General features: G+C 49.0%; 18 protein-coding genes and 1 tRNA gene. 5 read left to right on the top strand and 14 right to left on the bottom strand.

What is annotated here, in order from left to right; all coding sequences use genetic code 11:
- Together WC184_12240 and WC184_12245 are read right to left on the bottom strand one after the other, a co-directional pair.
- The coding region (locus WC184_12240; protein MFA7478637.1) for a hypothetical protein at nt 1-1,311 on the bottom strand (1,311 nt) is incomplete at its 3' end.
- A 534-nt stretch (nt 1,312-1,845) separates the two neighbouring features.
- Entirely contained in the window at nt 1,846-3,678 is a 1,833-nt protein-coding gene (locus WC184_12245; GenBank protein ID MFA7478638.1) for an AAA family ATPase, read from the bottom strand.
- A 378-nt stretch (nt 3,679-4,056) separates the two neighbouring features.
- On the opposite strand from WC184_12245, the gene WC184_12250 reads away from it, so the two are divergent.
- On the top strand, nt 4,057-4,575 hold the full coding sequence (locus WC184_12250; GenBank protein MFA7478639.1) for an ImmA/IrrE family metallo-endopeptidase: 519 nt from the start codon (nt 4,057-4,059) through the stop codon (nt 4,573-4,575).
- 82 nt (nt 4,576-4,657) lie between these two features.
- On the opposite strand, the gene WC184_12255 is transcribed toward WC184_12250, so the two are convergent.
- The 6 genes from WC184_12255 to WC184_12280 form a co-directional block, all read right to left on the bottom strand.
- A complete protein-coding gene (locus WC184_12255) occupies nt 4,658-6,124 on the bottom strand; it encodes a hypothetical protein (protein ID MFA7478640.1) in 1,467 nt (488 codons plus the stop codon).
- A 167-nt stretch (nt 6,125-6,291) separates the two neighbouring features.
- Nucleotides 6,292-6,364: transfer RNA gene (locus WC184_12260), tRNA-Met, on the bottom strand.
- 219 nt (nt 6,365-6,583) lie between these two features.
- Complete coding sequence (locus tag WC184_12265) at nt 6,584-8,299, bottom strand: hypothetical protein (protein MFA7478641.1); 1,716 nt, start codon at nt 8,297-8,299, stop codon at nt 6,584-6,586.
- A 402-nt stretch (nt 8,300-8,701) separates the two neighbouring features.
- A complete protein-coding gene (locus WC184_12270) occupies nt 8,702-9,061 on the bottom strand; it encodes a hypothetical protein (GenBank protein MFA7478642.1) in 360 nt (119 codons plus the stop codon).
- Between the two features lie 630 nt (nt 9,062-9,691).
- Entirely contained in the window at nt 9,692-10,129 is a 438-nt protein-coding gene (locus WC184_12275; GenBank protein MFA7478643.1) for a hypothetical protein, read from the bottom strand.
- A gap of 217 nt (nt 10,130-10,346) precedes the next feature.
- Nucleotides 10,347-10,949, bottom strand: coding sequence for a hypothetical protein (locus WC184_12280; GenBank protein ID MFA7478644.1), 603 nt, complete (start codon nt 10,947-10,949; stop codon nt 10,347-10,349).
- A 390-nt stretch (nt 10,950-11,339) separates the two neighbouring features.
- On the opposite strand from WC184_12280, the gene WC184_12285 reads away from it, so the two are divergent.
- The 4 genes from WC184_12285 (at nt 11,340) to WC184_12300 (ending at nt 17,579) form a co-directional block, all read left to right on the top strand.
- A complete protein-coding gene (locus WC184_12285) occupies nt 11,340-12,590 on the top strand; it encodes a hypothetical protein (GenBank protein MFA7478645.1) in 1,251 nt (416 codons plus the stop codon).
- A 156-nt stretch (nt 12,591-12,746) separates the two neighbouring features.
- The gene (locus WC184_12290; protein ID MFA7478646.1) at nt 12,747-13,298 is read left to right on the top strand and encodes a disulfide bond formation protein B; all 552 of its coding nucleotides are present in this window, start codon (nt 12,747-12,749) and stop codon (nt 13,296-13,298) included.
- 792 nt (nt 13,299-14,090) lie between these two features.
- Nucleotides 14,091-14,771, top strand: a complete 681-nt coding sequence (locus tag WC184_12295; GenBank protein ID MFA7478647.1) for a hypothetical protein — start codon at nt 14,091-14,093, stop codon at nt 14,769-14,771.
- 381 nt (nt 14,772-15,152) lie between these two features.
- The gene (locus WC184_12300; GenBank protein MFA7478648.1) at nt 15,153-17,579 is read left to right on the top strand and encodes a DNA topoisomerase (ATP-hydrolyzing); all 2,427 of its coding nucleotides are present in this window, start codon (nt 15,153-15,155) and stop codon (nt 17,577-17,579) included.
- Between the two features lie 60 nt (nt 17,580-17,639).
- Here WC184_12300 and WC184_12305 read toward each other — a convergent pair whose 3' ends face one another.
- From WC184_12305 to WC184_12330, 6 genes are all read right to left on the bottom strand, one after another.
- Nucleotides 17,640-18,230: a hypothetical protein gene (locus tag WC184_12305; protein MFA7478649.1), complete on the bottom strand. Its 591-nt coding sequence runs from the start codon at nt 18,228-18,230 to the stop codon at nt 17,640-17,642.
- A 95-nt stretch (nt 18,231-18,325) separates the two neighbouring features.
- On the bottom strand, nt 18,326-19,216 hold the full coding sequence (locus WC184_12310) for a hypothetical protein (protein MFA7478650.1): 891 nt from the start codon (nt 19,214-19,216) through the stop codon (nt 18,326-18,328).
- A gap of 49 nt (nt 19,217-19,265) precedes the next feature.
- On the bottom strand, nt 19,266-19,904 hold the full coding sequence (locus tag WC184_12315) for a hypothetical protein (protein MFA7478651.1): 639 nt from the start codon (nt 19,902-19,904) through the stop codon (nt 19,266-19,268).
- 182 nt (nt 19,905-20,086) lie between these two features.
- Nucleotides 20,087-20,593 (bottom strand): prepilin-type N-terminal cleavage/methylation domain-containing protein, encoded by a 507-nt coding sequence (locus WC184_12320; protein ID MFA7478652.1) that lies wholly within the window; start codon nt 20,591-20,593, stop codon nt 20,087-20,089.
- Between the two features lie 504 nt (nt 20,594-21,097).
- A complete protein-coding gene (locus WC184_12325; GenBank protein MFA7478653.1) occupies nt 21,098-22,087 on the bottom strand; it encodes a hypothetical protein in 990 nt (329 codons plus the stop codon).
- A gap of 73 nt (nt 22,088-22,160) precedes the next feature.
- On the bottom strand, nt 22,161-23,024 hold the full coding sequence (locus WC184_12330) for a class E sortase (protein ID MFA7478654.1): 864 nt from the start codon (nt 23,022-23,024) through the stop codon (nt 22,161-22,163).
- Nucleotide 23,025 lies beyond the last annotated feature (1 nt).

Genomic DNA, 23,025 nt, shown 5'->3' on the forward strand with positions numbered 1-23,025 from the left:
CGTATGATTCCCGCCTGCAGTGATAGACACAAAACTGTGGTTACCTATCACTTTGCCAGGTGCGGTCTCCTGGTTGGTGTTCCCATTCCCCACCTGGCCATAAGTATTGTTGCCCCAGCAGTAGGTGTCACCATCCGTGGTCACACCACACGTATGATTCCCGCCTGCAGTGATAGACATGAAGCTATGGTTACCTGGCACTTTTATGGGTGCGGATTGCTCGACACCAGCGGTCCAAGTCCCCACCTGACTATAGTAGTTGTAACCCCAGCAATAGGCGTCACCACCTGTAGTTACCCCACATGTGTGGTTGTTGCCTGCGGTGATAGACACAAAAGTATGCTTGCCGGAAACTTTGGCAGGTGAGAATACGCCAACGTAGGTGCTGATGTTCCCATTTCCTAGCTGACCATAGTTGTTTTGTCCCCAGCAGTAAGCGTCACCGCCTGTGGTTACCCCGCACGAGTGACCAACACCAGCGGTGATAGACACAAAACTGTGATTACCTACCACTTTGACCGGTGTGGTTTGGCTGGGGGTGTTCCCATTCCCCATCTGGCCATAAGTATTGTTGCCCCAGCAGTAAGCGTCACCACCTGTAGTTATCCCACACGAGTGGTTACTGCCCGCGGTGATTTGGGCCCAAAACCCTGGGTCCGGTTCTGGTTCGATAGTGGTTGTTGTGGGAGGAGCCGTTGTGGTGGTGGTTGGTTCCGTTGTTGTGGTGGGGGCTGGTTGTTCTGGCTGGGCAGTGGTGTTGTTGATGCCTGGTATTTGTTGGTTGGTTACAGCCTCGGAAGGAGAGCTTTCACCAATGGCATCCAGGTTCGAAACACAGCCGCCTTGTATGGTCCCCGTGTGTGGAGGTGCTGTTACTACACATGCCCCGTCATCTAACGCCACAACCATCAACAAGGTGTTAGGGGCGCGTGTGAAGGTGAGCTCAGACATCCCAGGCCAAGCATCGGCTTCCGTAACCACTAAGTCACTATCATCAGCGAAAACCCCAGCAACACCAGCAGCTTGGGTTGCTGGCCAGTCTTCTAACGCGCCGATCACAGCATCGAGCCCAGCCTGGGTATCCCAACGATCTGCCCCCGATATGGCTAGCAGGGCTTGTGCTTCACGAGCCACCGACTTTAGTGCTGCGAGCTCAGCTTGTTCACGGGTTTTAGTGAAAACCTGTTGGTACGACACAAACGCTGCGAACACCAGAAGCGCACCCACCACTAAACCCAAAATGATTTCTACAAGCGTTAAACCCCTACGAACAAAGGAAGGGGTAGCGGGTTTTGGTGTGGTAGGTGACATGAGGGTTTATTGTCCTATCACCCTCACAAATAACTAGGAGCCGGCTTTGTGGCCATCTTTCTTGACATTCCGATCTATGTGGATCTGGGTTAGCATGGTTTACAGCGTTTTCCAAACCTGTTGGTTTGAGGTTTTATGATCTCAAACGACGAATATAGCTTCCCTCACAGCGATGTTTTTCACTGGGGATCACAATCACCAGTTTCGGTCGAAAGAATACTATTTCGTTGTTTTTAACACAGGGTTACAGACCTCTAACAACTAAGTCAAAGATGTTGTAGTAACGCCTTTTAAAGAATCAGCCTGCCCAGTTGCCCCCTAACAAACTTGGACCGTTCATGTGCAGGTAAAGAACCACCTACTAAAGATAATCTGGTAGCTGTTGTTGGTGTGAAAATGGGTGGTAGGGGTTGGGTCAGCTAACATAAACGGTGCTTTTACCTGTGGAACGGCCCGTAGGGGTTAGCGGTGGGGCGGCAAAACAAAACAGGTATAACAGTTTTTGAGTGTCTGTTATACCTGTTTAGAGTTGTTTTATTCAGGATCGGCCATTAGCACGTTGATCCAGAAGTTCCGGTTTTCGCCCGAGTTCACTAGGCGAAGTTTCCAGTCTTCGGACAAACGCAGGAAGAGTTGTACTACTGCGTCGTAGTGTTCTTCTAGCTGCACCGGTGCAGCATGGATAAACGCCGATTGTACTGTGGTTATAGCGTGCAGGTCACCATCTGCCATGTCATTTAGAAACTTGTCTAGATGTTTCGTTATGTATGTCAGGTTGGGGACGATCTGTTCCGCTAAACGTGTTTCCAGCGAATACAACGCTACTTCAACATATTCGCCTTGTACGTGTGGCAGGGCCGGTCGTAGGGGCATGTTGTGTATTGCCCGTTCGATTAGGCGTTCCGCTGTACGGGCCGTTATCAGGTTGCGTTGGGCTGGGTCCAGGTCTTCTTTCCACCATTGGATCACAGCTTCTGCTTGAAGCTGGTGTTCATGAAACTTTCGTAGCAAAAAGTCGTCCCATGGGATCGAGGTTGCTACGAGTTCTACCGATGAGTGGAAACGGTCGGCTTGTGCCCGGTCTGCTGACCCTGCATCTAGCCGGTACCCTGCGAGTTCTCTTGGGTTGTTTAACGCTATGATTGCGCGTAAACCTTCAAGTTTCACTCCACCTAACGATTTTTCTTGAACGATTTCCATGATCACGTTCGACGTTGCTGGAGAGCCCCGCCAAATCTCGTCAAGGACCAATACTTTCTCTCCGGGTTCCATAAAGAACTTGGTGAGAATGACACGTATGCGGGCGTCGCCGTCTTCCCCTACTGCTAACTCTGGGAATACCAGGTTTTCTGGGGAAACCGTCGGGATCGACAAGGCGAGTACGTTACAGCCTGACTCGTGGGCGAGTTGTTCCGCTCGTGACGTTTTAGCAAACCCTGGGGGGCCTTCTAGGTACACGGCGGTACCGTTTCCGGCTTTTAGAGCAGCTTCTACCGCACGGTCGAACTGGTTCGCTACCGAGTCCGGGTTACGGGCTCCTAACATGGACGCTATCCGGCCTAATATTTCTTCGGTCCGGTCCTTAGAGTCGTGGGAGTCGCTGCCCTGTTCTCTCAGCAAAGCACGTTTCCCGCGGGGCATTGGTAACCCCCAAATCAAAGGTAACCCTTCTAAAGCGTTCCAAATTACGTGCTCTAGAGTTCGTGGGGACAACAATTTTCTCATGTGTGGTGTTAAACGTGCGTGATATTCAAACACATCTGTTAAATCCACATCAGGGAACTTTGCTGCCAAGGCATGTTGCCATGGGAAGGAGCGTGAATCTACTTCTACAGTAAGAAACCGGTCCGCCAAGGCAAAATCCATAAACATTGTTAAACCATCTTCGGCGCTAGCGTTATCACACGCTATAACACCTTGAAGGTTTGGGACTTTACGGTCCCCTAATGTCCCTTTGAACACCAGTTCTAAAAGCTGGTTCCGTACCGCCACCGTGGCCCGTGAAGGCTCATCGATCACGATCACTTTAGGGTTGGGGGACAACATTTTTTCCCACAAAATAAAGTCGATTGTGCGTTCCCCGTCATGAACTGCGATACCGGGATAGATCAACGCCTCAGGCGATGTTGTCGGGGCGGGGATGTACACCACCTCGAACCCGAGCCGTTCCAAAATCCACATAGTAAAACTGGTTTTACCGTTCCCCGGCGAACCTCTAAAAAGAAGAGGGGTTTTTGTTTCAATGGCCCACAGTATCTCGCGGGTTGCTTCCATCTTCGCGATGGTCGACCCAGGAATCGGGTTTTTGTTGGTGGCGTTAACACCAAAATCCAGATTCCCGACTTTTTCCAACAGTGCGCTGGTCATTAATGATAACTCCTTTGTAGAACCGTTTATCGGTTTGTTAGTGCCAGCTACTGTCGTTGCATTAGTTTCAGACGCAAACCTCCAAAGCTACGAGCATACCAAAACATATCGTGTGTTTAGAACCTTAACCCTGGACCAAACCCTGCCTGACAGCTCAACCACCCAGTGACACAGCTACCCTTGATAGTTCCCAGGTGGGTACAGTCTTCTTTATACGGTTTTTTTGGCTGGCTCGCTGTTCTGGGGAGCCCACCAGCCGGTGTTGCGGTGCCGGTACGAAACAGTGGTGTTGTGACACAGGTTATTGTGTGCGTTCCAACGTCGATGTAGACACGCTAGAGCGGTAAGTTGTTGCGGTTGTAAAGTCAGGTGCCCAAAATGGTAGTAACAGCAGAAAATGTTGAAACAATATCCTTTGAACTTCTTGTTACCTATTTAGGTCCTGGTTTTAAAGTTCCGGTTGATGTGGAACTACTTCTTGAAAAGCTCGGTGGTAAGGTCGCTGTTGGAACCGATACCGAAGATAACCCGGTGTCGTTACGTGTCGCAGCGGATGGTACCTTCACAGTGTTTGTCGCTTCAAACACGTCTTACCGTAAAGACCGTTTCACTATCGCACACGAAATCGGCCATTTTGTGTTACACCGCCAACCGTGTGATCATTGTTCCAACACAACCAACGAGTTTTATCGTTACAGCAAGGGCCGTGACCGTAAAGACATGGAAGCTAACGCTTTCGCTGGGGCGTTGTTGATGCCTAAACCTGTTTTTACCCGGTTTTGGACCGGATCTGAGTATGCTGATTGTTCGGTGGAAACTAAACTAGATCGCGGTGTGCAGTTGTTTCAAGCCCCTAGGGGTGTAGTGAATGTGCGACACCAAATGTTAGGTTTATAACCAGCAACACCAACCATGATTTGTGTGTGGCAGAGCAAAAACCCCTCCAATGTTTAAACATTGGAGGGGTTTTCTTTGTGTGTCACATTAACACGGCGATGTCGTCGCGTGTTAGCACGATAGAGTCCATCCCATAATCACGGGGCCAGTCTGTTCCCCCTGGGGTGATTAGCCACACCCAGTTTTCTGGGTGTTGTGGATGTATAGGGTTAAACTCGCCGTCTGTTACCACGATAACAAAGTCCGGTTCGTACGCTAATGGTGGTTCGTTTTCTAAACCGATCCGACCTTCAACATAGTCTACCAGCGGTTCAAAAACGGTACCGCCACCACCTCGTAAAGGTTCGTTTGGGTTGATTCGATATACTTGGGTGTCACATGTAACCCAATCTATCTCAAGCCCATCTTCGTCCCCTATGAGTTGTTTTAGGCGGTTTAGTAGCTGTACTCCCATACTGCCAGAAGTGTCGTAACAGATAACACCACGATGTTTTAACGACTCCCCACGAAACCTGAACGGCGGTTGTGGTTCTATAGCCACCAACTTTTTAAGCTGGGTTAGTTTTTCATCGGGTTGTATCATTGAAGCTATTTTGTTGGTTACATACTGTTCCCAATATGAAACGGTGCGAATAACCACAGGGTCACCTACACGCACACCTGCAGCATGTGTGCCCCAGATTTTGGTAGCTTCTTCTGAACCTTCGGCACGTTCCATCCGTTTCGTTAGTTCGTTAACAGCTTGGGCGTTGCCATTTACACGGGCTTCGTGAGCTGTTTGTTGAATAGCGTCAACTATCAGGTCTTCCAAAACATCGGACGATATCGTTAAACCACCTTCAAGGTTTTCTGAAGAAGAATCGTTGTCACTATCTGTGTTTGACTGGCTGTTTTTCGATCCGGATTGGTTGCCGGGGTTCGACAAGTGAGTACAAACCGCTGATCTAGCGGAAGGGTCTCGTGTCATCCGAGCAAGTTCCGAACGGCAGGTGTCATCTGTTGACAAAAACACTTTTTCTGTAACAGGTTCCAGCCCAGCAGCTTTCAAATTTCGCTGGTACTGTTGAAACACTTTGGTAGGGTTTACCCCGGACTCTTCCCCTGTTTTAAGATTTCTTGGTAACCCTGGGGCACCAAGAAGTTCTTTAACAAAATGGTTATTCATCGCTTCTGTGGCAATAATCCAATATTGGTCACTCAACAACTCTGGCTTGTCAGCCGCGCGTTCCAGGTGTAACGCTAAGAGATGTTCGGCTTCGTGAGCTAGGAAGAAAGCAGCGCCTTGCTCATCGTAATCAACAATAAAATTTGGGTTATACACCAAAAATTTTAGACCGTCGGAGCGAAGCTGAACTGCTAACGTTTCAACCTTGGTGGTCGGCACATGATCTGTCAAGGACAAAATCACATGCAACAACGGGGTTTTTGTTGCGATGGTACGTAACGCCGACGCGAACTTAGCTTCCGCAAGTTCTAACGTCTCTGCCGTACAGTCAAGAGTGTTACGGTACTCTTGGACGGTGCGGCGAGCTGATGCGGCCATAGACATAAAAGTACTCCTTTGTTGATATTGTAGCCGTTACTGTTAGCGCAACCTAACTATCAACAAACCCCGAAACACTCTCCTGTCAGTTTGGGTTGAACAAAGCACACCACAACAATAAACAATCCCTACACAACTAGGGCAGCTGTGTAGGGATTGTGGTGGTCGTTAGTGGCGGGGGGTAGGACTCGAACCTACCAATATGTTGGGTTATGAACCCAGCTAGCCTCCGCGGCTTGTCCCCGCACGAATCACTTTTTGAGTGTTTGTTTTGACTAGAGGGGTTGTGACCCCTCTAGTCGGTTCCTAGGTGCCGCTACTTTTGATCACCGGTTGTGATAACTCGATGTTGCTAGTAGCGATCTAGAGTTGGTGTGCTTGGTGAGAAGCACTTGGTTTATTGTGAATGTTGGTGTGGGTTTCGCAAGTAGGTGATTGCTGTGGGGACGGTTTGGTTTGGGTTTGTTAGTTTGGTATTGAAAACACGAGTTGGGTACCTGGTTGTGAATCTGGTCTAGGTCCGAGTGAAAACTGGCCGCCCGCTTCTAGGACAGCGGCTCTCATGGAGGCTACACCTATGTGGCCTTCAGCGGCTTTAGATTGGGCTTGTGTGGGGTTGAACCCGGTACCGTTGTCGGTGACTGTTGTGGTGGTGGTGTGGGGGCTGCTAAGGATTGATACGGTGACGATGCTGGCGTTAGCGTGCCAGGTCACGTTTCGTAGCGCTTCTCTTGTGTTTCGATAGATTAGAGACGCTGTTTTGTGTGAAAGGTTCGGGGAAGCTTTGTTTTCTAGGAAACCTATTACCCCGTAGCGTTGCATATCGTTGATCGCTACTTCTAATGATTGTGTTAGCATGTCGCCCCCGTCGATACCGTCTCGGAGGGCTGTCATTGAGGTGCGTAAAGCCAGCATTGTTTCGTTGATTTTAGTAGATAGCTGTTCCCCAGCTGCTGTTCCTTCTAAAGCTAGGCGTACTGCCAAGAGTTCTTGGATTGGTCCGTCGTGCAGGTCTTGGGCGACATGGTTTCTTGCGGAGATACTGGCGGCCATGATTTCGGCGGTAGCTTTTTTGAACTCTGTGATGGTGTAGTAGTAGCGGGCTGTCATAGCACCCACAACTACGATAGTTATGCCTACTACTACGCTTTGGAACAGTAACGAATTTTTCCCAAGGCTGATACTTAAAAGTAGGAGCGTGATTGCTGTTGCGGCTATGGTGACACGGCTGGTGATTGTTTGTTGATTGTGTTTTTGTTTTTTGTGGGCTGGTTGTTGGGCGCTGCGATGGGTTATCGCAACCATTAGCAACCCTAGTGCTACTACATAGAACATTCCGGTTGGGAACAGTGGCGGGGTCTGATCGCGGGCGACCGCAAGTATAGACAGCTGAATAAACCAGTCCCCTATTAGTGCAGCCAACATGGCACCTAACACTGCCCATTCAAAGAGCCTGAGCGCTGTAGCGGTAACCAGTCGGAGTGTAACCACAAAAACTGTTACTACCCCTAAACAATACACTGCTAAGGTTTGGTGCTGTAACCAGATTACTGGGGTGTCAACAATGAAAGTGTTACCAGCACCCACAACCCAACCCAAGAGCGCTAACGATCCTGTGATTATCAAGGTGTCTAACAATTCTGTTTTTCGGATGTGGTTTCGGACCCTGTAAATCCCTAACACTGCGACTAGGGCTAACGGTAGATAGCCAGCATAAAGTAACAGGTTCCCAACTTTGGTAGGACTATACATAAACGACGTGTCAGTAACATGCTGGTTGAGGTGATGGCCAAGGACTGTACGACTTGCCCAGGTGCTGGTCAAACAAACCATCCCTACCCAACGTTTCAACCACACCAGTTTGGAAGGGGTCCAGGTTTTGGGTGCTCTGGATAAAATATAGGTGGCCGCCACCACACCTAGAAAAACTATGGCGCCCCCAGCCCAATAAGGCGCCCCATGCGGGGTGGTGTGTTCGGCTGCTACTACTAAAACAACTGAAACAAAAACTAGTGCTGTGACTTTCACCGTTTTTGTTGTAGATGACTGCCTACCAACAGCTAGTAGAGTATCCGGCCCAGTTTCGTTGTCACGGATTAGAACACGGTCCGGTTTGCGTTGCTCAACCAGAACATGTTTCACAGTGTTTTTCGGTTTTGTTGCTACTAAAGTTTGCGTCACAACTTTCCCTATCCCCCGCTTGGTTGAACACTCCCCCAAACATGAGGAAGTTTCTGACCACTACCCAACAACTACCACATCTACATAAAGCTCTATCGGGATATAAATACCCAAGGTGTATAGTCTAAAAGACCTGTTTCGGGGGTTGATGGCAAGACACGGGTCGCGCAGTGTGGTAGAGAACATCACTTTCGAGACGATCCCCAATAGCTACACCTCACGCTCCTGCGAGGCCGCTCCCAGTGTTTAATGTTTGGGGTGACACCACCCGGCTCAACGATCTTTGACAGCCCAGGCTGGGCACAGTCACCCCGAAGAGTTCGGACCGGTTGGGTATACCTATTGTTTGTCAGCAACTACGAAACGCCTGTCAGCTTGATAGTTTCTAACAGGGGTTTGTGGCTAGAGGTTTTGGAGTAGTTGTTGTAGCCGGGCGTTGAACTCTTGGTCGGTTTTGGTGCGACGTTCCACAATTTCTAAAAGGTCATCATCACCCCAGGGTTCGCCACCTGCCCCGTGGGTACCTCTTAACGGCAGATCGTTTCGTCGACGGTTGTCTTTAGCTGTGTAGTAGGCAACAACAGCCCGCAAGTCTGACGCGAGTGTCGGATGTGTTTGAGAACATTCGTTGGCATAGGTTAAAAGAGCTGCTCTCGCATAAGGATCTTTCGCATAATTCAACACGAAATAACGGGCTTCTGAACGTTGTTGCCCGTCGGAACGTTCTACTAAATATTTGTTGTTCAGGGTCCCATCATGCATGTTTAGCTCCTTGGCACAGGGTTTTGTTTGTAGTTCCTGTGTTGGTGTGTTGTACCGGGTTATAGGAGTAACTGTGTATGACGGTACGGTTACCGCAGCGATGTGTTTCAGCGGCTAACCTGTTTTAGATAACGTTTCGGGGAAAGGTTCCCCATAGTAAGCTAATGCCCAAGAAACGCCGTGTTTGCGTTGTCTTGGTTCGAACCGGCGTCGCCCATCGTTACGTAGTTCAGTGGTTGGGTTTAAACACTGTCCTAGGGTGCGGTGCTGATCAAAGGCACGGTTGGATGTGAAATGGTTATGGCAGCCACAACAATGCGCTTCTGCTGCGGAGCTCCAATTTCGGTGACATTGTTGACAATGGGAGGTGGCTTGGTCGGGTAGGTCCCCTAGATACCCATGTTTTTGTGTATGGTCACAGGGAACACAAGATGTTTTGGTCATTGGGCGAAAGTTCTCCTCAGAAACTGTTGTTCAGGTTCCAGGTACCTTCTTCGCGTTTTGACAACACTCAACGTTGGTTCCCACCCTTTGCGCAGAGCCTGGTTTCGTTACTGTTCGAAAACCAAACTGTTACCCTCAGCATCCACATCAGCTAGGACCCACCGGGTTTTGGGACGATATTTCAGGTTAATTAGCGGTCTCTGGGGGAAGCACCACTTCAAAAGGGACCGTTTTTTTAGCGGTGTAGCGGAGTGGTTTGTTTCTGGTGGTGTTCCAACCTGCTGACCCTTGGAACGCTTCTTTTAGAAGGTCTTGTCTTATAGGGGGTCGCTGGTCGTTAACAGTAGGGTTGGTGTTGTAGGTGTTGTTTGGGGTGTGGACGTTGTAACGTTTCGCTGCTTGTTCTGTTGCGGTCAGGTGTGTTTTGGTGCGGCGCTGTTTTTTGATCAGATGTTTAAATAGCGTGTTGGTCAGTGACCCTTGTATGAACACACAAGCCAAGATTGTGGTGAGACCTAATGGAAAATAGATCAGAGTTGTGGCGGTGATCGCAGTGAGTTCTGCTAGTTTCCCAGACCAGGTTTGGGTTTCGATATGGCGAAGACGGGCTTCGTTACTGAGCACTATGACGACTATAAACCCTACAGTGTTGAGGGTTTGTGTGTTGGTAGTTTGGGTTAGCGCTATTGTTGTTAAAACAACATAGGAAACTACCCGGAGTGGGCTGTTAAAAAGCAGATGTATCATTGCTAGCTACTTTCTGTGGCTGGTATTTCTACAGAATGCCACTCTGAGCTTAAACACCACACAATCCCACCTTGGTTGTAGCTGTACTTGGTGGTTATCGCGAAGGTTTTCTACGCAGCAACAAAGCACCTATGGCGCCCAACGACACTAGGGACAAGCCGCGAGCGACTGGTTGTAGCTGTTCATACTTGGCTTTCAAATCTTCGATGTTTGGGAGTGTGATCCTAACAGTTAGCCGTTGTACCCCAGTCTCGATGCTGTTGTCTCGTGGGGAGGTGACCGTTACAGCATCTGCCATTGAAAACGGCCATGTTAAACGATGTTCGTCTTTACGCCCATCACCATAAATTTGTTGGATCGTGACCGGTGCGCCAACCGCACACTGATCTATACACCACTCTAAAAGAAGCATAGGGGTTGGGCGTGACGCTGTACTAAATCTGGCGTTAATCCCATCAGGACGGATCGTTGAGATTAGATAGACCGCTAAATCATCAGCATGGTAGGCGTTAGCGTTGACTGTTTCGGCTTCGGTTTCTAACCGATCGAACACTTCTTGAAGCGTGTCCATGTCAACATCGTCGCCTTGGTCAGGGAACAGATATTCTTCAATCTCTGAAACTAGCCAGTCATGCGGGGTGTCCGCACTTAGATATTCGGTCACTAACTGTTGTTTCGATTTAGTTTCAGGGATCACTTGTCACACCTTTCGTAACGCCTTGTGCAACTACTGTGTGCGCTAACGCTATTTTCTCCACATAGGGTGTCACCAAAAAATCGTGTGGGTTACAACCTACCTAGAAACGTGCGGTTCCGGCTCCGGTTTTCTACACATCCTCTAAACAAAACGGTTTATACTGCTGATGGCACCGTTTTCCCAGGTCACATAAACACCTAAGACCTGCTACTAAAGCACTCTTGCTGTCATGGCATCTTGATGTCTTGGTGCCTTATCTTGGTGTTTCACGACAGCACCAAGACAGGACCTTCGGCGGGGCGAAGGGTTGTGTCTATGTGGATCGTGACGTGTTCCGAGCACTCTATGAACCTCTTAGGAAAACAGCTCGAACAAAGGTATTTGTTTCACATGATTCTACGACAAATAGCTTGGGGTATCAAAAACGTTGATGTGCTGCGGGTATTGTTAGAAACAGCTCCGTCCACTACCACCAGATGGATAGCAATGAACCCGGCAACAACTGTAGAACTGGTGAGCGATTTCCGACATCATTTCGACAGCGATGACGTTTGGCCTGACCTTATTCACCACACAACTAACCCGGCTATCATCAGATTTATATTTTCACAAAAACAAGCTGCCCTTACCGTCACACCTGAAATTAACAGGCATTGGGCGCTACCACAGGACCTGTATCTATTTGGGTTGCGACACACAGCACCGGCAATGCTGCCAGGCTGGTTGCATAATAAACTGGTCCGTTACCCTCTAGATTGGCAAACCAACACTTGGGTTGAGAAATGGTCAGAACTTCATGACCAAGGTGTTCTTTGGTGGCTTAGTGGGGGTAGCAACACTCTCAACGATCAACAGTTTTTGGGATTGTTTACCAACCCGGTTTTCATAGAAACGTTTCCAGCTTTTGAAGTAACGGAACAGATCGCCAAACGGGCCTGGCTGATCCCAGACCTTATTGATATAGCAACCCCGAAAGCCCGTAACTGGTTGGCAACACTTAGACTAACTTCTGAGGAACAAACCAGCCTTGTATCACACTGCGACCCTCAACATGATCGCCACGATATAAACACGTTAAATATTTTGTTGCAACACCATAACCTGTCTAATGAGCTGCACACACAAATCTTAGCTAAGTTAGGTACCGCCTCACCGACTCGTTGGCATAGATTAGCTCCCAGCCGACGGCCTTTAGCAAACCAAAATTTGTTAGAAACAACAAGCTTGCCACATGTGTTGGCCTATCTACGTTTGTTAGGACAACCACACCCGTTGTACCAAAACTATCTACTAGAAGATTTACACCGCTCCTATCTTTGGCGTCATTCACAACAAAACCGGGACTCTATCAGGGCTATAACAAATCAGTGGGACCTACCAGCCCGACCCCAAGAGTCCCCTAAGCAACATGACACAAACCCCCTTACAACGATTATTGACCCTACAAACCTTAAAGAACCGTTACGGATCACTAAACCCAGCTTGGGCTTTGAAGATTGTGACGTCTGTGACTTGTTGTTGGAAAGCCTAGGCGATGCTACAACCAGCGAATCTCGACGGTGGTGGCAGATTTTGGTGAATCTCGCTCCCCAATGGGAACAAGATATCAACACGTTAATAGAAACAACAAAGCGAGTGTAAAGACCAGGTTGTATAGGGAAACAACTACCAAAGCCCTTCTTCGCTATGCCCTAACAACACCACAATCTGGTTGTGTTGTGGTAAGTAGCTTGTAACAGCAGGCCCGCACCAACCTAACAGGCAGGATGGGAAGTTTTTGTAACGATACTGCAAACCATGCCTGTGCAAACCTTAAACCTGTTTTTTTCTTTGTTGACGGTCGCTGTTTTTGTTTTAGGTGTTGTGGCCTGGGCAGGGTGTGTCAGCAAACTTGGTAACAATACGTGGCTACGTAACGTTGCCGGCTGGTTGGAACCTGCCTGTTTATGGTTTGGGGCGCTGATAGCTACAAGCGCCACTCTTGGGTCGTTGTACTATTCTGAAGTTATCGGGTTTGAGCCTTGCAAATATTGTTGGTTCCAACGAGCAGCGATGTACCCGACAGCTGTTTTACTGGTGGTAGCAGCTATACGTAAAGATATAGCGGCCCGGTTCTACATTTTGCCTTTAACAATTTTGGGGGGTGTGATGTCGGCATACCATTTTTGGGTGGAACTTTCCCCCTTATCTGGAGGGTCGTGTTCCCCTACAGTCCCGTGCAACACACCCTATTTTCAACAGTGGGGTTTCGTGTCGCTAGCGTTTATGGCTTTAGTAGCGTTTTTTGCTTTGAGCGGGCTTATCCTGTTGTCCCCCAAAACAGTTCCCGCATCAAACCAACACCAGTAACCAACCAACCTGGGCAGGGTTTCTAGGGGACACGTTTTCCTAATTGTCTATCATTTTTCGGATCGTGAGCTGATAGTTGGGTTGTACCCGTCCCCCAGGCTACCTGGTTAGTCGCCGATACAGCGAACAACACAAACCTCAGCGCTGCTACTAATACGCCCAACTCCCTACCCCAACCCGCCAATCACGACAGCGGACCGCTTTTTAAACATTTAGGGTGCCCCGCTCGACACCGTTACAGCCAGGGTAAGGATAGTTACCAAGACCAGTACAGGCTGTTCAACTATCTAGCTGTTTCGTGTGGGTTTCGAAGTGTAGCGGCCACACTAGATATCGAAATAAGGTTGTAAACCCAAACCTGACGGTAAAGCTAAGGCAGGTGAGTTCTTTTTAGATGCCTAGATAAGCACAGGGCTGTCGATAACATGGGGAACACAGACCACCCAAACCAAGCTGTCCAAACCGCCATGAACACAATCCTTACCTGGAAGATCCACAATGTGGGGGTTCCTATTTCTAGTGGCTCCCAAAAATGTGTGGTTAAGTTGGCCCGGTCCGCTAGATAGCCCCGACCTAGCGTAAAACCCCAACCCAAACCACAATTACGCTGGTAGAGATTGTTGTGGGGCGGTATTTGGTTGGGATTCCACAGGGTGTTTGAAGGTTGTTGTGGTACGACAGTTCCCACAACTCGTGTTGTGAATAAAGATTTGGGGTGTTTGTGGCGTGATAACCTTATTTCGGTGGCGTGTGTACCGATAAAGGTTCCAAGTGTTGAATGGGGGTGTTGAGATGGTTGTTTCCGAACAACTGTCATACATGCTGGCAGAGATAGCGGAACAGTTCGCTAAAGATGAGCCACGATTCCCACTCTCTGGCTATGTACTTTTTGACAACAATTTTGTGTATCTAACGTCTCGGAGCCGTTGTGTCCGTTTCCCGTTCAAATATAGTGGTGAGCGTTTCACGACCCATGTAATAAACATTTTAGGTGGAGAAGGTGTTAAGGAGCTCTACAAAGAGCGTGAACAGTACCACCATATTTTGAAGTTATGGCCCGCCCAGTTCAACTATCTGTTTGAGGGGTACAACAGTTTTTGGGATGTTCCTACAGAACACCTATTTCAGGTTTGGGACGATCTGCTTCTAGAAACTGACGGACTGCTATCTACTGTTAAAGACCCCACCCAAATTTTTACCCGGTTTGTGGGGTCACCTAACGGTCTACAAGTTGAGGTTGTCTACTCTAAACGTCACAAAGCTGTATGGTCTCTGTCGAACGAACCGTCCAAGACCGCTATTACGGTTGCGGTACCTCGCCGTAAAACATTCCAAGCTTTGCTGACCTGTGACCCGCCAACAGTCAGTGTAGCTTTACGCCAAAACCATCCACGTCTCCTTTTAACTAGCGAATCGTCTGGGGTTCAACATGTCGTCACCGGGTTTGGTGACAACAACGCCACACGACACTAACACCTCCTCGTGGGGTTATTTTGGCAGAGCCCGGTTTAACCACTTCTCAACCATGCTGCTAGCAAATCGCTGCAGGTAGTTGTGGATGGTAGGAAGTGTTTCACCACCGACCACTATTTGGTGTCGTAACACACCACGAATAAAACTGGCTACGAGGTCTGCTACGTAACCTTGACCTAGTGTTAAACACCGCACACCAACAGCTTGTGAGCGGATCTAGCAGGGTTCTGGGGGGTTCTGGCAGGCACAGGATATAGCGGAACAGTTACCAACTATGGTTTCGTGTTTTCAGCTTTCTAGCCGCCCTATCTACTGTTGGTCGCGGCCCGATTCTTGTGACAATACTTTTGTGCCGTTGTTCAGGGTAGGTTTCTGATGTCGGTGCCAGTGCCCCCTACTGGTGAAGCTGGGATTGTTGAGGTTTCAGTCACCGACGAACTTTCTGATTCGTTCATGGAATATGCGTTGTCAGTTATTGTGTCACGCGCTATTCCTGATGTTCGTGACGGGTTAAAACCGGTACAGCGCCGCATTTTGTATGCCATGTATCAGGCTGGGATGCTGCCCGATAAACCCCACAGGAAGTCGGCGTCAACTGTTGGGGACACTATGGGCAAATATCATCCGCATGGGGATGCCGCTATCTATGATGCTTTGGTGCGTTTAGCGCAACCCTGGTCTCGGATGGTGCCGCTAGTTGATGGTCATGGAAACTTTGGAAGCCTAGATGATGGTCCGGCGGCCGCCAGATACACCGAAGCACGTCTTTCGGACGCTGGTCTAGTTCTTTTAGAGGATGTTGAAAAAGATACGGTTGCTATGGGTGACACCTTTGATGGTTCCACCAAAGAACCGTTGGTGTTACCCGCAGGGTTTCCCACGATCTTGGTCAATGGGGCGGCTGGTATCGCGGTTGGTGTTGCTACAAACATGCCGCCCCACAATCTGGGTGAAGTGATTCTCGCATGTCAAACCCTTCTCAAAAAACCGGGTACGACCAGTAAAGAACTGTTTCGGGTTGTGCCGGGCCCTGATTTCCCAACTGGTGGTGCGTTGTGGGGTGACAACATTGAAGAGGTTTATGCAACTGGGCGTGGGATTCTAAAAATGCGTGGCACGGTCGATGTTATAAGAACTGGGAAACGGTACGCTTTAAAAGTAACAGAGTTACCGTATGGTGTGGGCCCTGAAAAACTGGTGTCACGTATCAAAACGTTAACTGACAACGGTCGTTTAGAAGGTGTAGCACAGGTACAGGATTTGACCGATCGTCACAACGGTCTCCAACTGCTGATCACTTTAAAAACCGGTAGCAACCCCACAGCAGTACAAAACATGTTGTTCCAGGAAACACCGTTAGAAGAAACGTTCGCGATAAACAACGTTGTTTTGGTTGACGGCACCCCAAAAACTTGTAGTTTTATTGAACTTTGCCAACATTATATTGACCACCGCTTAGAGGTGGTTTTACGCCGTTCTAAATGGTTACGTAACAAAGCTGCGGAACGGGCACATCTATTGGAAGGTTTCCTGGCAGCGTTAAACAATATTGATGTTGTGGTTGGGATCATAAAATCTTCAAAAACTATTCGAGCTGCGCGTAGCGCCCTCACCACAAAGTTAAAGGTCACACCCCGCCAAGCCGACCATATATTAGAAATGCCGCTTCGTCGTTTAACTACCTTAGAACACAACAAACTTGTTAAAGAACTTGAAACGTTAGCTAAAGATATTGTGCGGTTGACACAAATCGTTGAACAACCCAGCGTTCTACGTAAAACAGTGTCTGATGAGCTGGGACAGGTCGCTGCCCGTTTCTCCCGGCCTCGCCGGACCCGCATTTTGGACCAAACCGAGGTTGTCTCGTCCCAAACTGTTCCCACACCATCCCCTAGACCTGACAGCCCCGATAATGTTGCGGCGTCGTTGGTGGGGTTGCGTTTTGATGGGAAACTGGTTCGCTTTATCGAATCGGGACGTTCAGGTAGGAACCGTACCCCGATAGGTGTTTCACACCTTATCGACGTTGGACGAGACCTTTTAGTTGGGGTTATTACTTCTAATGGCCGGTTGGTGAGGGTCCCAGTAGATCAAATAGACCAGGTTTACAGTGGAACAGTTACACGCAAACTTGGTGCAACTAGTGGAACTGTTCCAACAGATCTTATGTTTTTAGCTGACAATGAACACCTTGTAGGTGTTGTTAGCCTGTCTGATACCAACAGTTGTTTCGGGGTTGTTACTAGCAGGGGGCTGGTTAAACGGTTCTTGCGGTCTTCGTTGCGGGACGAACATGAACAACATGTTATAACCCTCAAAAAAAATGATCGTATCGTTTTTGGTGGTGTTGTAGCTGACAACCACGATTTTTGTGTGGTTTCTACAACGGGTAACGCTGCCCGGTTCGAAGCTGCTGATGTGCGTCCACAGGGTTTAGCGGCCGGTGGGGTTGCTGCTATAAAACTTGGTTTCGATGCACAAGTTGCTGGTGCGGGGGTGTTTCACAGTAACGCCACACCCACAGATGGGGTTACTTTAGCAGCCCAAACTAATCTGTTGGGTGTGAAGCTGTTGAACGTTACACAGCTACCGGTTTATCGGCGTGGCGCTACGGGAGTGAAAATTGGGGTGTTTCGTAAAGGTGAAACGTTCCTTGACAATGTTTGGGTAGGTCCCAATCCTCACATATTTGATGCTGCTACGAACAAAGTGTTCCCCACTGTTGAACGAGACCTGTTTCAAAAACCTCGTACAACGTCTTTTGTGACCCACAACTACCATGTCCGCTTCGGTTATAGCCTGGTATAGATAGATACCTAGATCGGGCTTGTGGGTCAGCTCCCGGCCCAGATCTGTTGTGGTTGCCTATCAGGAACGTTCAGCAGTGGTTCTGTCTGTGTTGTGGGCCCCAGTTTTTTGTAGAGCTGTTTCTAAGATCTGGCGTATTTCGGTAGCTGTTGGTTGGGTATGCCAACGATAAAACCAGTGTGAACCGCTAGGGGTGTTCCAAAAATGTTTCCCAGCAGGTTGTTGATGGGGACGGTTTAGTACAGCTGCGGAGGCTTCTAAAATTCGTTGGGGGCGATGATTGTTAAAAAATCCTGGTCCGGTACAGAACGTCACATATATTTGGGTTCCTAAGGCCATCAGCATGGCTTCGTTTTTGTACCAGCGTTCAATAGCGTTACCCGAGCATCCTTGTTGTTTTGCTTCTGAGGCTACTAGAAGGTTACGTTTTGATACATCTGTCCAGATCCCACCGTCAGGATACACACCTACCAGACCTTCAGATGTGTTTAAACCTAAACGTTTCGCTACCATAGGAGCGTCAAACCCTCGATACCATTGCAGGTTTGTTTCTGATCGTAGCGTTTGTGTAACTTGTTTTAGGAGGGGTTCTGCTTGTAACGCTTCGCTGGTTTTTGTTGGTGTTGCTACTGCCGGTTGGTGAGCGTACATAACACTTACCAGTCCGACAGGCCTTTAGCAGCGCAAACCCCTAACAGAAACTTCTTTTTGAGAGGTGCTGGTTCGGTTGTTGCCGTGTTTGTGTTTTAGATCGGCCAGGTGATAAGACGCCAGGTGTTACCATCTCGGACCCATGTGGCAGTGAGTGTCAGATGTGTTTCGTTGGTGTTGCTATCAACGACACGCCAGTGTTGCAGTGCAGTACCGTCCCCAATGTTTTCGGGCGGGTCTGTTTGTATTTCGAGTTTGGCTGGTTCCAACCCCTGATAGAACACCAGCTCGGTGACAATGCGAGACACCCCACCGCTCACCATCATAACCGCTGCGGTGTCATCCCTGTTACCGTCTTCTAACACGTTTAGAACTGCTGCTATTCTTTCCGCAGAAGGGACTTGTGCTTGTAGTGTAGTGGTTGTCGTTTCTTCGGTTGGGTTTGTGGTGTTAGGTTCTTGTGTTTCTGGGGCTGTGGTGGTGGTTGGGGGTGTGACAAGGGTGGATTCTGTTGGTGTGTTTGTTTCGGGGTTGTTGGAGGATTTATCTGTGAGAGTGTAACCAACTACCAACACACCTATAACAAGCACCACTACTGTAACAATGTTTGTTTTGGTTATCTCAACTATTTTCGTTATAACAGGCGAGGACCGTTTCGGTGTGTAGGCCCGATGGTTTGTAAAAGGGGATGTTGTAGGGTTAGTTGAAGTGTCCCAGGGTGGTTTTGGCGGTGTTGTCGTCGTGGCTTGACGGCTTGTGTATAACGAAGGGTTGGTTGGTTCAGGGATTCCGTCGGGTCCGATTTGACGGGTAAAGTTGCCTTGTTCATCCATTCCCCATTTATGACCGTCAGCGTCTATCACACCTAGAGCTTCTAACACTTCTCGGGCGTCGCCAATAGACACTTGTTGCGCTTCGACGGACGCTACAAGCTTGTCGTACTCTTCGGACAGGTTTTGCAGATCTCGATGTAAATGTTGGGTCATAAGAGGTGGTGTTGCAAACGATTCTTAAAGCTTGAACCTGGGGTGATTGTTAGGGCAGAGCAGGCTGATTTGGGTTGGGAACTTCGTTTTCTTGGGTGGTTGGTTGTTGAGTGTCATCCTCGACCGTCACAACTTCGGTGTTGGGAGTGTGTTGTGTTTCTGTGTGAGTATTGGCCGGTTTAACTAGCAGGAAAGACACCAGGACCGCTATCACCACGCCAACCAAAATCACGTTTCGACGATTGTTATCTATCCAGGTAAAAACCCGGTTTAACGGTTCTGGTAGGTTCGTGTTACTAGCTGTTTCTAAAGGTGCTAGTTGAGTTGGTGGCGGTCCAAAGGATCCATCTGGGCGTGGTTTGTAAAGCCGCTGCCCATACGGGGGTTGTTGTGGTTCAACTGGCGGGGTGTGTTGGTACGGGTTGTATGGTTGCGGGTTGAACCCTACCTGCGGTATAGGGGCTTGGAACGTTGTCGGGTCGGCAGTAACTGCTGGGAGGGTTGGGCCTAGCTGTCTGTTGAACGATCCTTGTGGGGTTATAGTCCAGCGGGCCCCTTCAGCGTCGGTAACAAATCGTTGAGCTAACATCCCGGCTGCTGTTTCTAGGTTTATTTGTTGGGTTGTGATTTGGTTGCCTAGTTCTTGATGGAACTGGACCAGGTTTTCTAGATCGTGGTGTAGCTGCACTACTAAAGTTCCTTTGCAAGGGTTGATGCCAACAGGACAGAACATTTCTGTTTGCCCGATAGTGTCGGACCCCACACAGGTGTTACTCACATTTGAAAAGAGGGCCGGTAAACGGGTTGTACCCCCACCTAAGTGGAGGTACAACCCGTTTTGGCTATTCTTAAATCAACTAAGGATTAGGCTTAGTCCATAACGTCAGCACAAGAGGTTGCAGGGGTAACCTTGTCAACCACGCCAGGAGCACCGAAGCTAGCAGGAACTGTCAAGCAGATATCCACATCGCCCTTGGAGAAGAGCACTAGGGATGCGTCTGCAGCGACATCAGAATCAGTGGTACCAGTTGTAACACCAGCAGTGACACCAGCGGCTACACCGTTGTGGATTTCCACACCGTCGGTACCAGCACCAGCCTCAGTGCGGATAACCACACCACTGTTGGCTGCCATGTCTTCTGTGGTTTCAAGGATCACTGCTCCACTACCGGCAGGTGCGCCACCAGCGTTGAATGCCTGCAAGGCCCGATACTCACGCTCGAACGAACCTACAGTCTGCTCTAGTGTTGCAGACTTAGCTTTCGCGAAAACGTTCGAATAGGTGGCGTAGGCGACCAGTCCCAAAAGTGACAGCAAAGCGATCACAAGGACAGTCTCGATCATGGTCATACCCTTGCGGGCTTTACGAAGTTGCATATATGCTCCTGGTTGTTACAAGGCCTTTTGGCCGCTTACACCGCTAGGTTTCTAACGGCTAAACATCAATGTCCAAACCAGGACTTTCGAAAGCTACTAAGTAGGCCTCAAAGCTTTTAACACCCACCACGCCACCACCCCCGTTTTGTGTGTTTCACCAGGTCACAGCCTTTATAGAGTGTGGTTTGTGGTGTAACATATTTTTGTGTAATTGATACAAACTGTTAACTTTTGGTAGCCGAGAGGACCACTCCAGGCGGGGTTGTCAGGTCTTTTCAGGGTTACGTATCCTTCCCAAAAAGGCAACACTTGTTTTAATCTAGACGGCAGGTGGTTGATAAATCACAGCGTCTGACCATCCACGAATGTTTTAACTAAACTATTTGCTGTTGCGGTGACACAACAGTACCCACCTTGTGTAGTGAAGTAGACGCTCCGATAAACAAGGTGGGTACTCAGTTGTGTGGGACCACCGTTTTGGTGGGTATACCAATAGGGTGTGGTTTATGTTTGGGTAGCGTCAACCGGGGTGAATGACACTGTTGAACGTTCCGGGATTTCTTCGGGCAGTCCATATTGTAGATGGTCTACCACCTCAACATTAGTTATCGACGCAGAAGCAGTGTTTAACATTTGAACGTCGCTTTCTGACAAAGCGCTCGACATTCCTAGGTGTTTTAAACGCCGGCGGACTGTTGCTTCACTACGCCGGTTCAAAGGTTTCGGGTGTAAAACCTCTGAAGTTCCAGCGGGTGATGCTACACCATCTGTTTCTGCTGTGGCACTGTCTAGTTCTGTGTTGGCTTCGGACGGTTCGAACGTTTCAGCAGGTTCAAAACTAGTTTCAGGGAAGTCCAACAAAAACGAGGTGTCTGTTTCGGTACGGTCTGTTTCTAGGGCTTGTGAAAGGTTTGTAGATTCAGCGGGTTGCGTGGTTGGGGATGTAAGCCACGGCGATCCTTCTATAAGGTCTGGTTGTGTGGTGGTGTTGAGTTCCCATTTGAGTGTTAACTGGCCCACTTCTTGTTCTGCCACGTTAACTGCTTCTAACTGTCTGTCTGCTTCGGCGTATAATGCGCTGCGCTGCGCTAGCAGAGTTTCTAACCGTTCTTGGTCGTTGTGTTGTTCTGCGTCTGCTATCTGGGTTGTAATTTTTGATGCGTGGAGCCGTGTTTGTTCTGCGGTGTGGCGCAAAAGCTCTATTTGTCCTTGGAGTATAGAGACTCGTTGTTTAGCGTCCTCTAAGGTACCTTCGGGGTTGTTGCTGTTTTTGTTTCGACGGCCACGTTTTTTGCGTTTGTTAGTTGCTCTGATTTCGTTGCCCCATGCGTTAGCTTCTGCTACACGTTTCGCGATTTCAGAGGTATCATCTGCAGCGGTTTGGGATTGTGGTTTCGTTTTGAACGTAAAAATAAGTGCCCCTACTAAAACTAGTAGGAACACTGCGAGCACAGCGCTTAAAACTTGAAGGCTATTTAAAGCGGAAAACACCATAAACTATAGTGTCGGGACGTTTCAGGTTAGCGCCGCTAAGAATCACGGTCTTAAACCTTGTTTTTGTGGCAAGCTAATTTCCGAGCTGGAAAAACCAGTCGTTGGTTGGTAAAGCTTCTGAGAGGTAAGCGCCTTCTACTAGTTCGGCTTGTACAACTAGGCGTCTTGCGGCGGATCCTACAGGGTCACAGGTAGTTAATGTTAGTCGGACACCCCCTGTTGGTTCGGTCACACCAACTTGGGTTGGGGCTACAAGGGTGGTGCCTCGCACTTCGAACACAGCGTCGGGCTGGTTGGGTGCTTTCCATACTATCTGGTCTCCTATTTGGAGCTCGTCGAGTCGTCTGAATGGGGCGCCATAGGTTGTCCGATGCCCAGAAAGGGTAGCGTTTCCGGGTGCGCCTGGGGCTACACCCCATTCCCATATACCAGGACCGTTCTTTAGGATCGATCGGGACGTACCCGCTAAAACTATCTGGTCTACCCCAATTGAAGGGATCAGGATTTGGCCTGCTATTTCCCCAGGGGCTGGGGTAGTGGGCAAGGTTCGTGGTTGTGATGTGGGGTTGGTGGTTGTGGTAGCAAGACTGTGATAGTTGGCTGCTATTACGGGGTTGTTGAGTAGCGTTTCGAACTCTTGGTGTAGTTGTTGTTGGCGTTGCTGTTGTAACCAGTTTGACGCTATGTTTTCCCATGCGAACACCCCGACGATCATAAACGCTAAACCAAATAGTAGGTTTGCGATCAGTCGGTTTCTTTTAGCGTGCGGGTTGGGTGGTGGTATGGGGTGGTAGTGGTTTTCCCAGTTGGTGCCGTTCCACCATTGTGTTTGGTTTGGGGTGGCAGGGTTCGAGTACCAACCAGGTTTTAGTTGTTTTGGTTTTAAGATACGTAAGACCCCTGGGGCTTTACGCACTCCAGGGGTCTTGTTTAACACG

It is taken from the genome of Acidimicrobiia bacterium, assembly GCA_041676705.1.
Lineage (GTDB): Bacteria > Actinomycetota > Acidimicrobiia > Acidimicrobiales > SKKL01 > Actinomarinicola.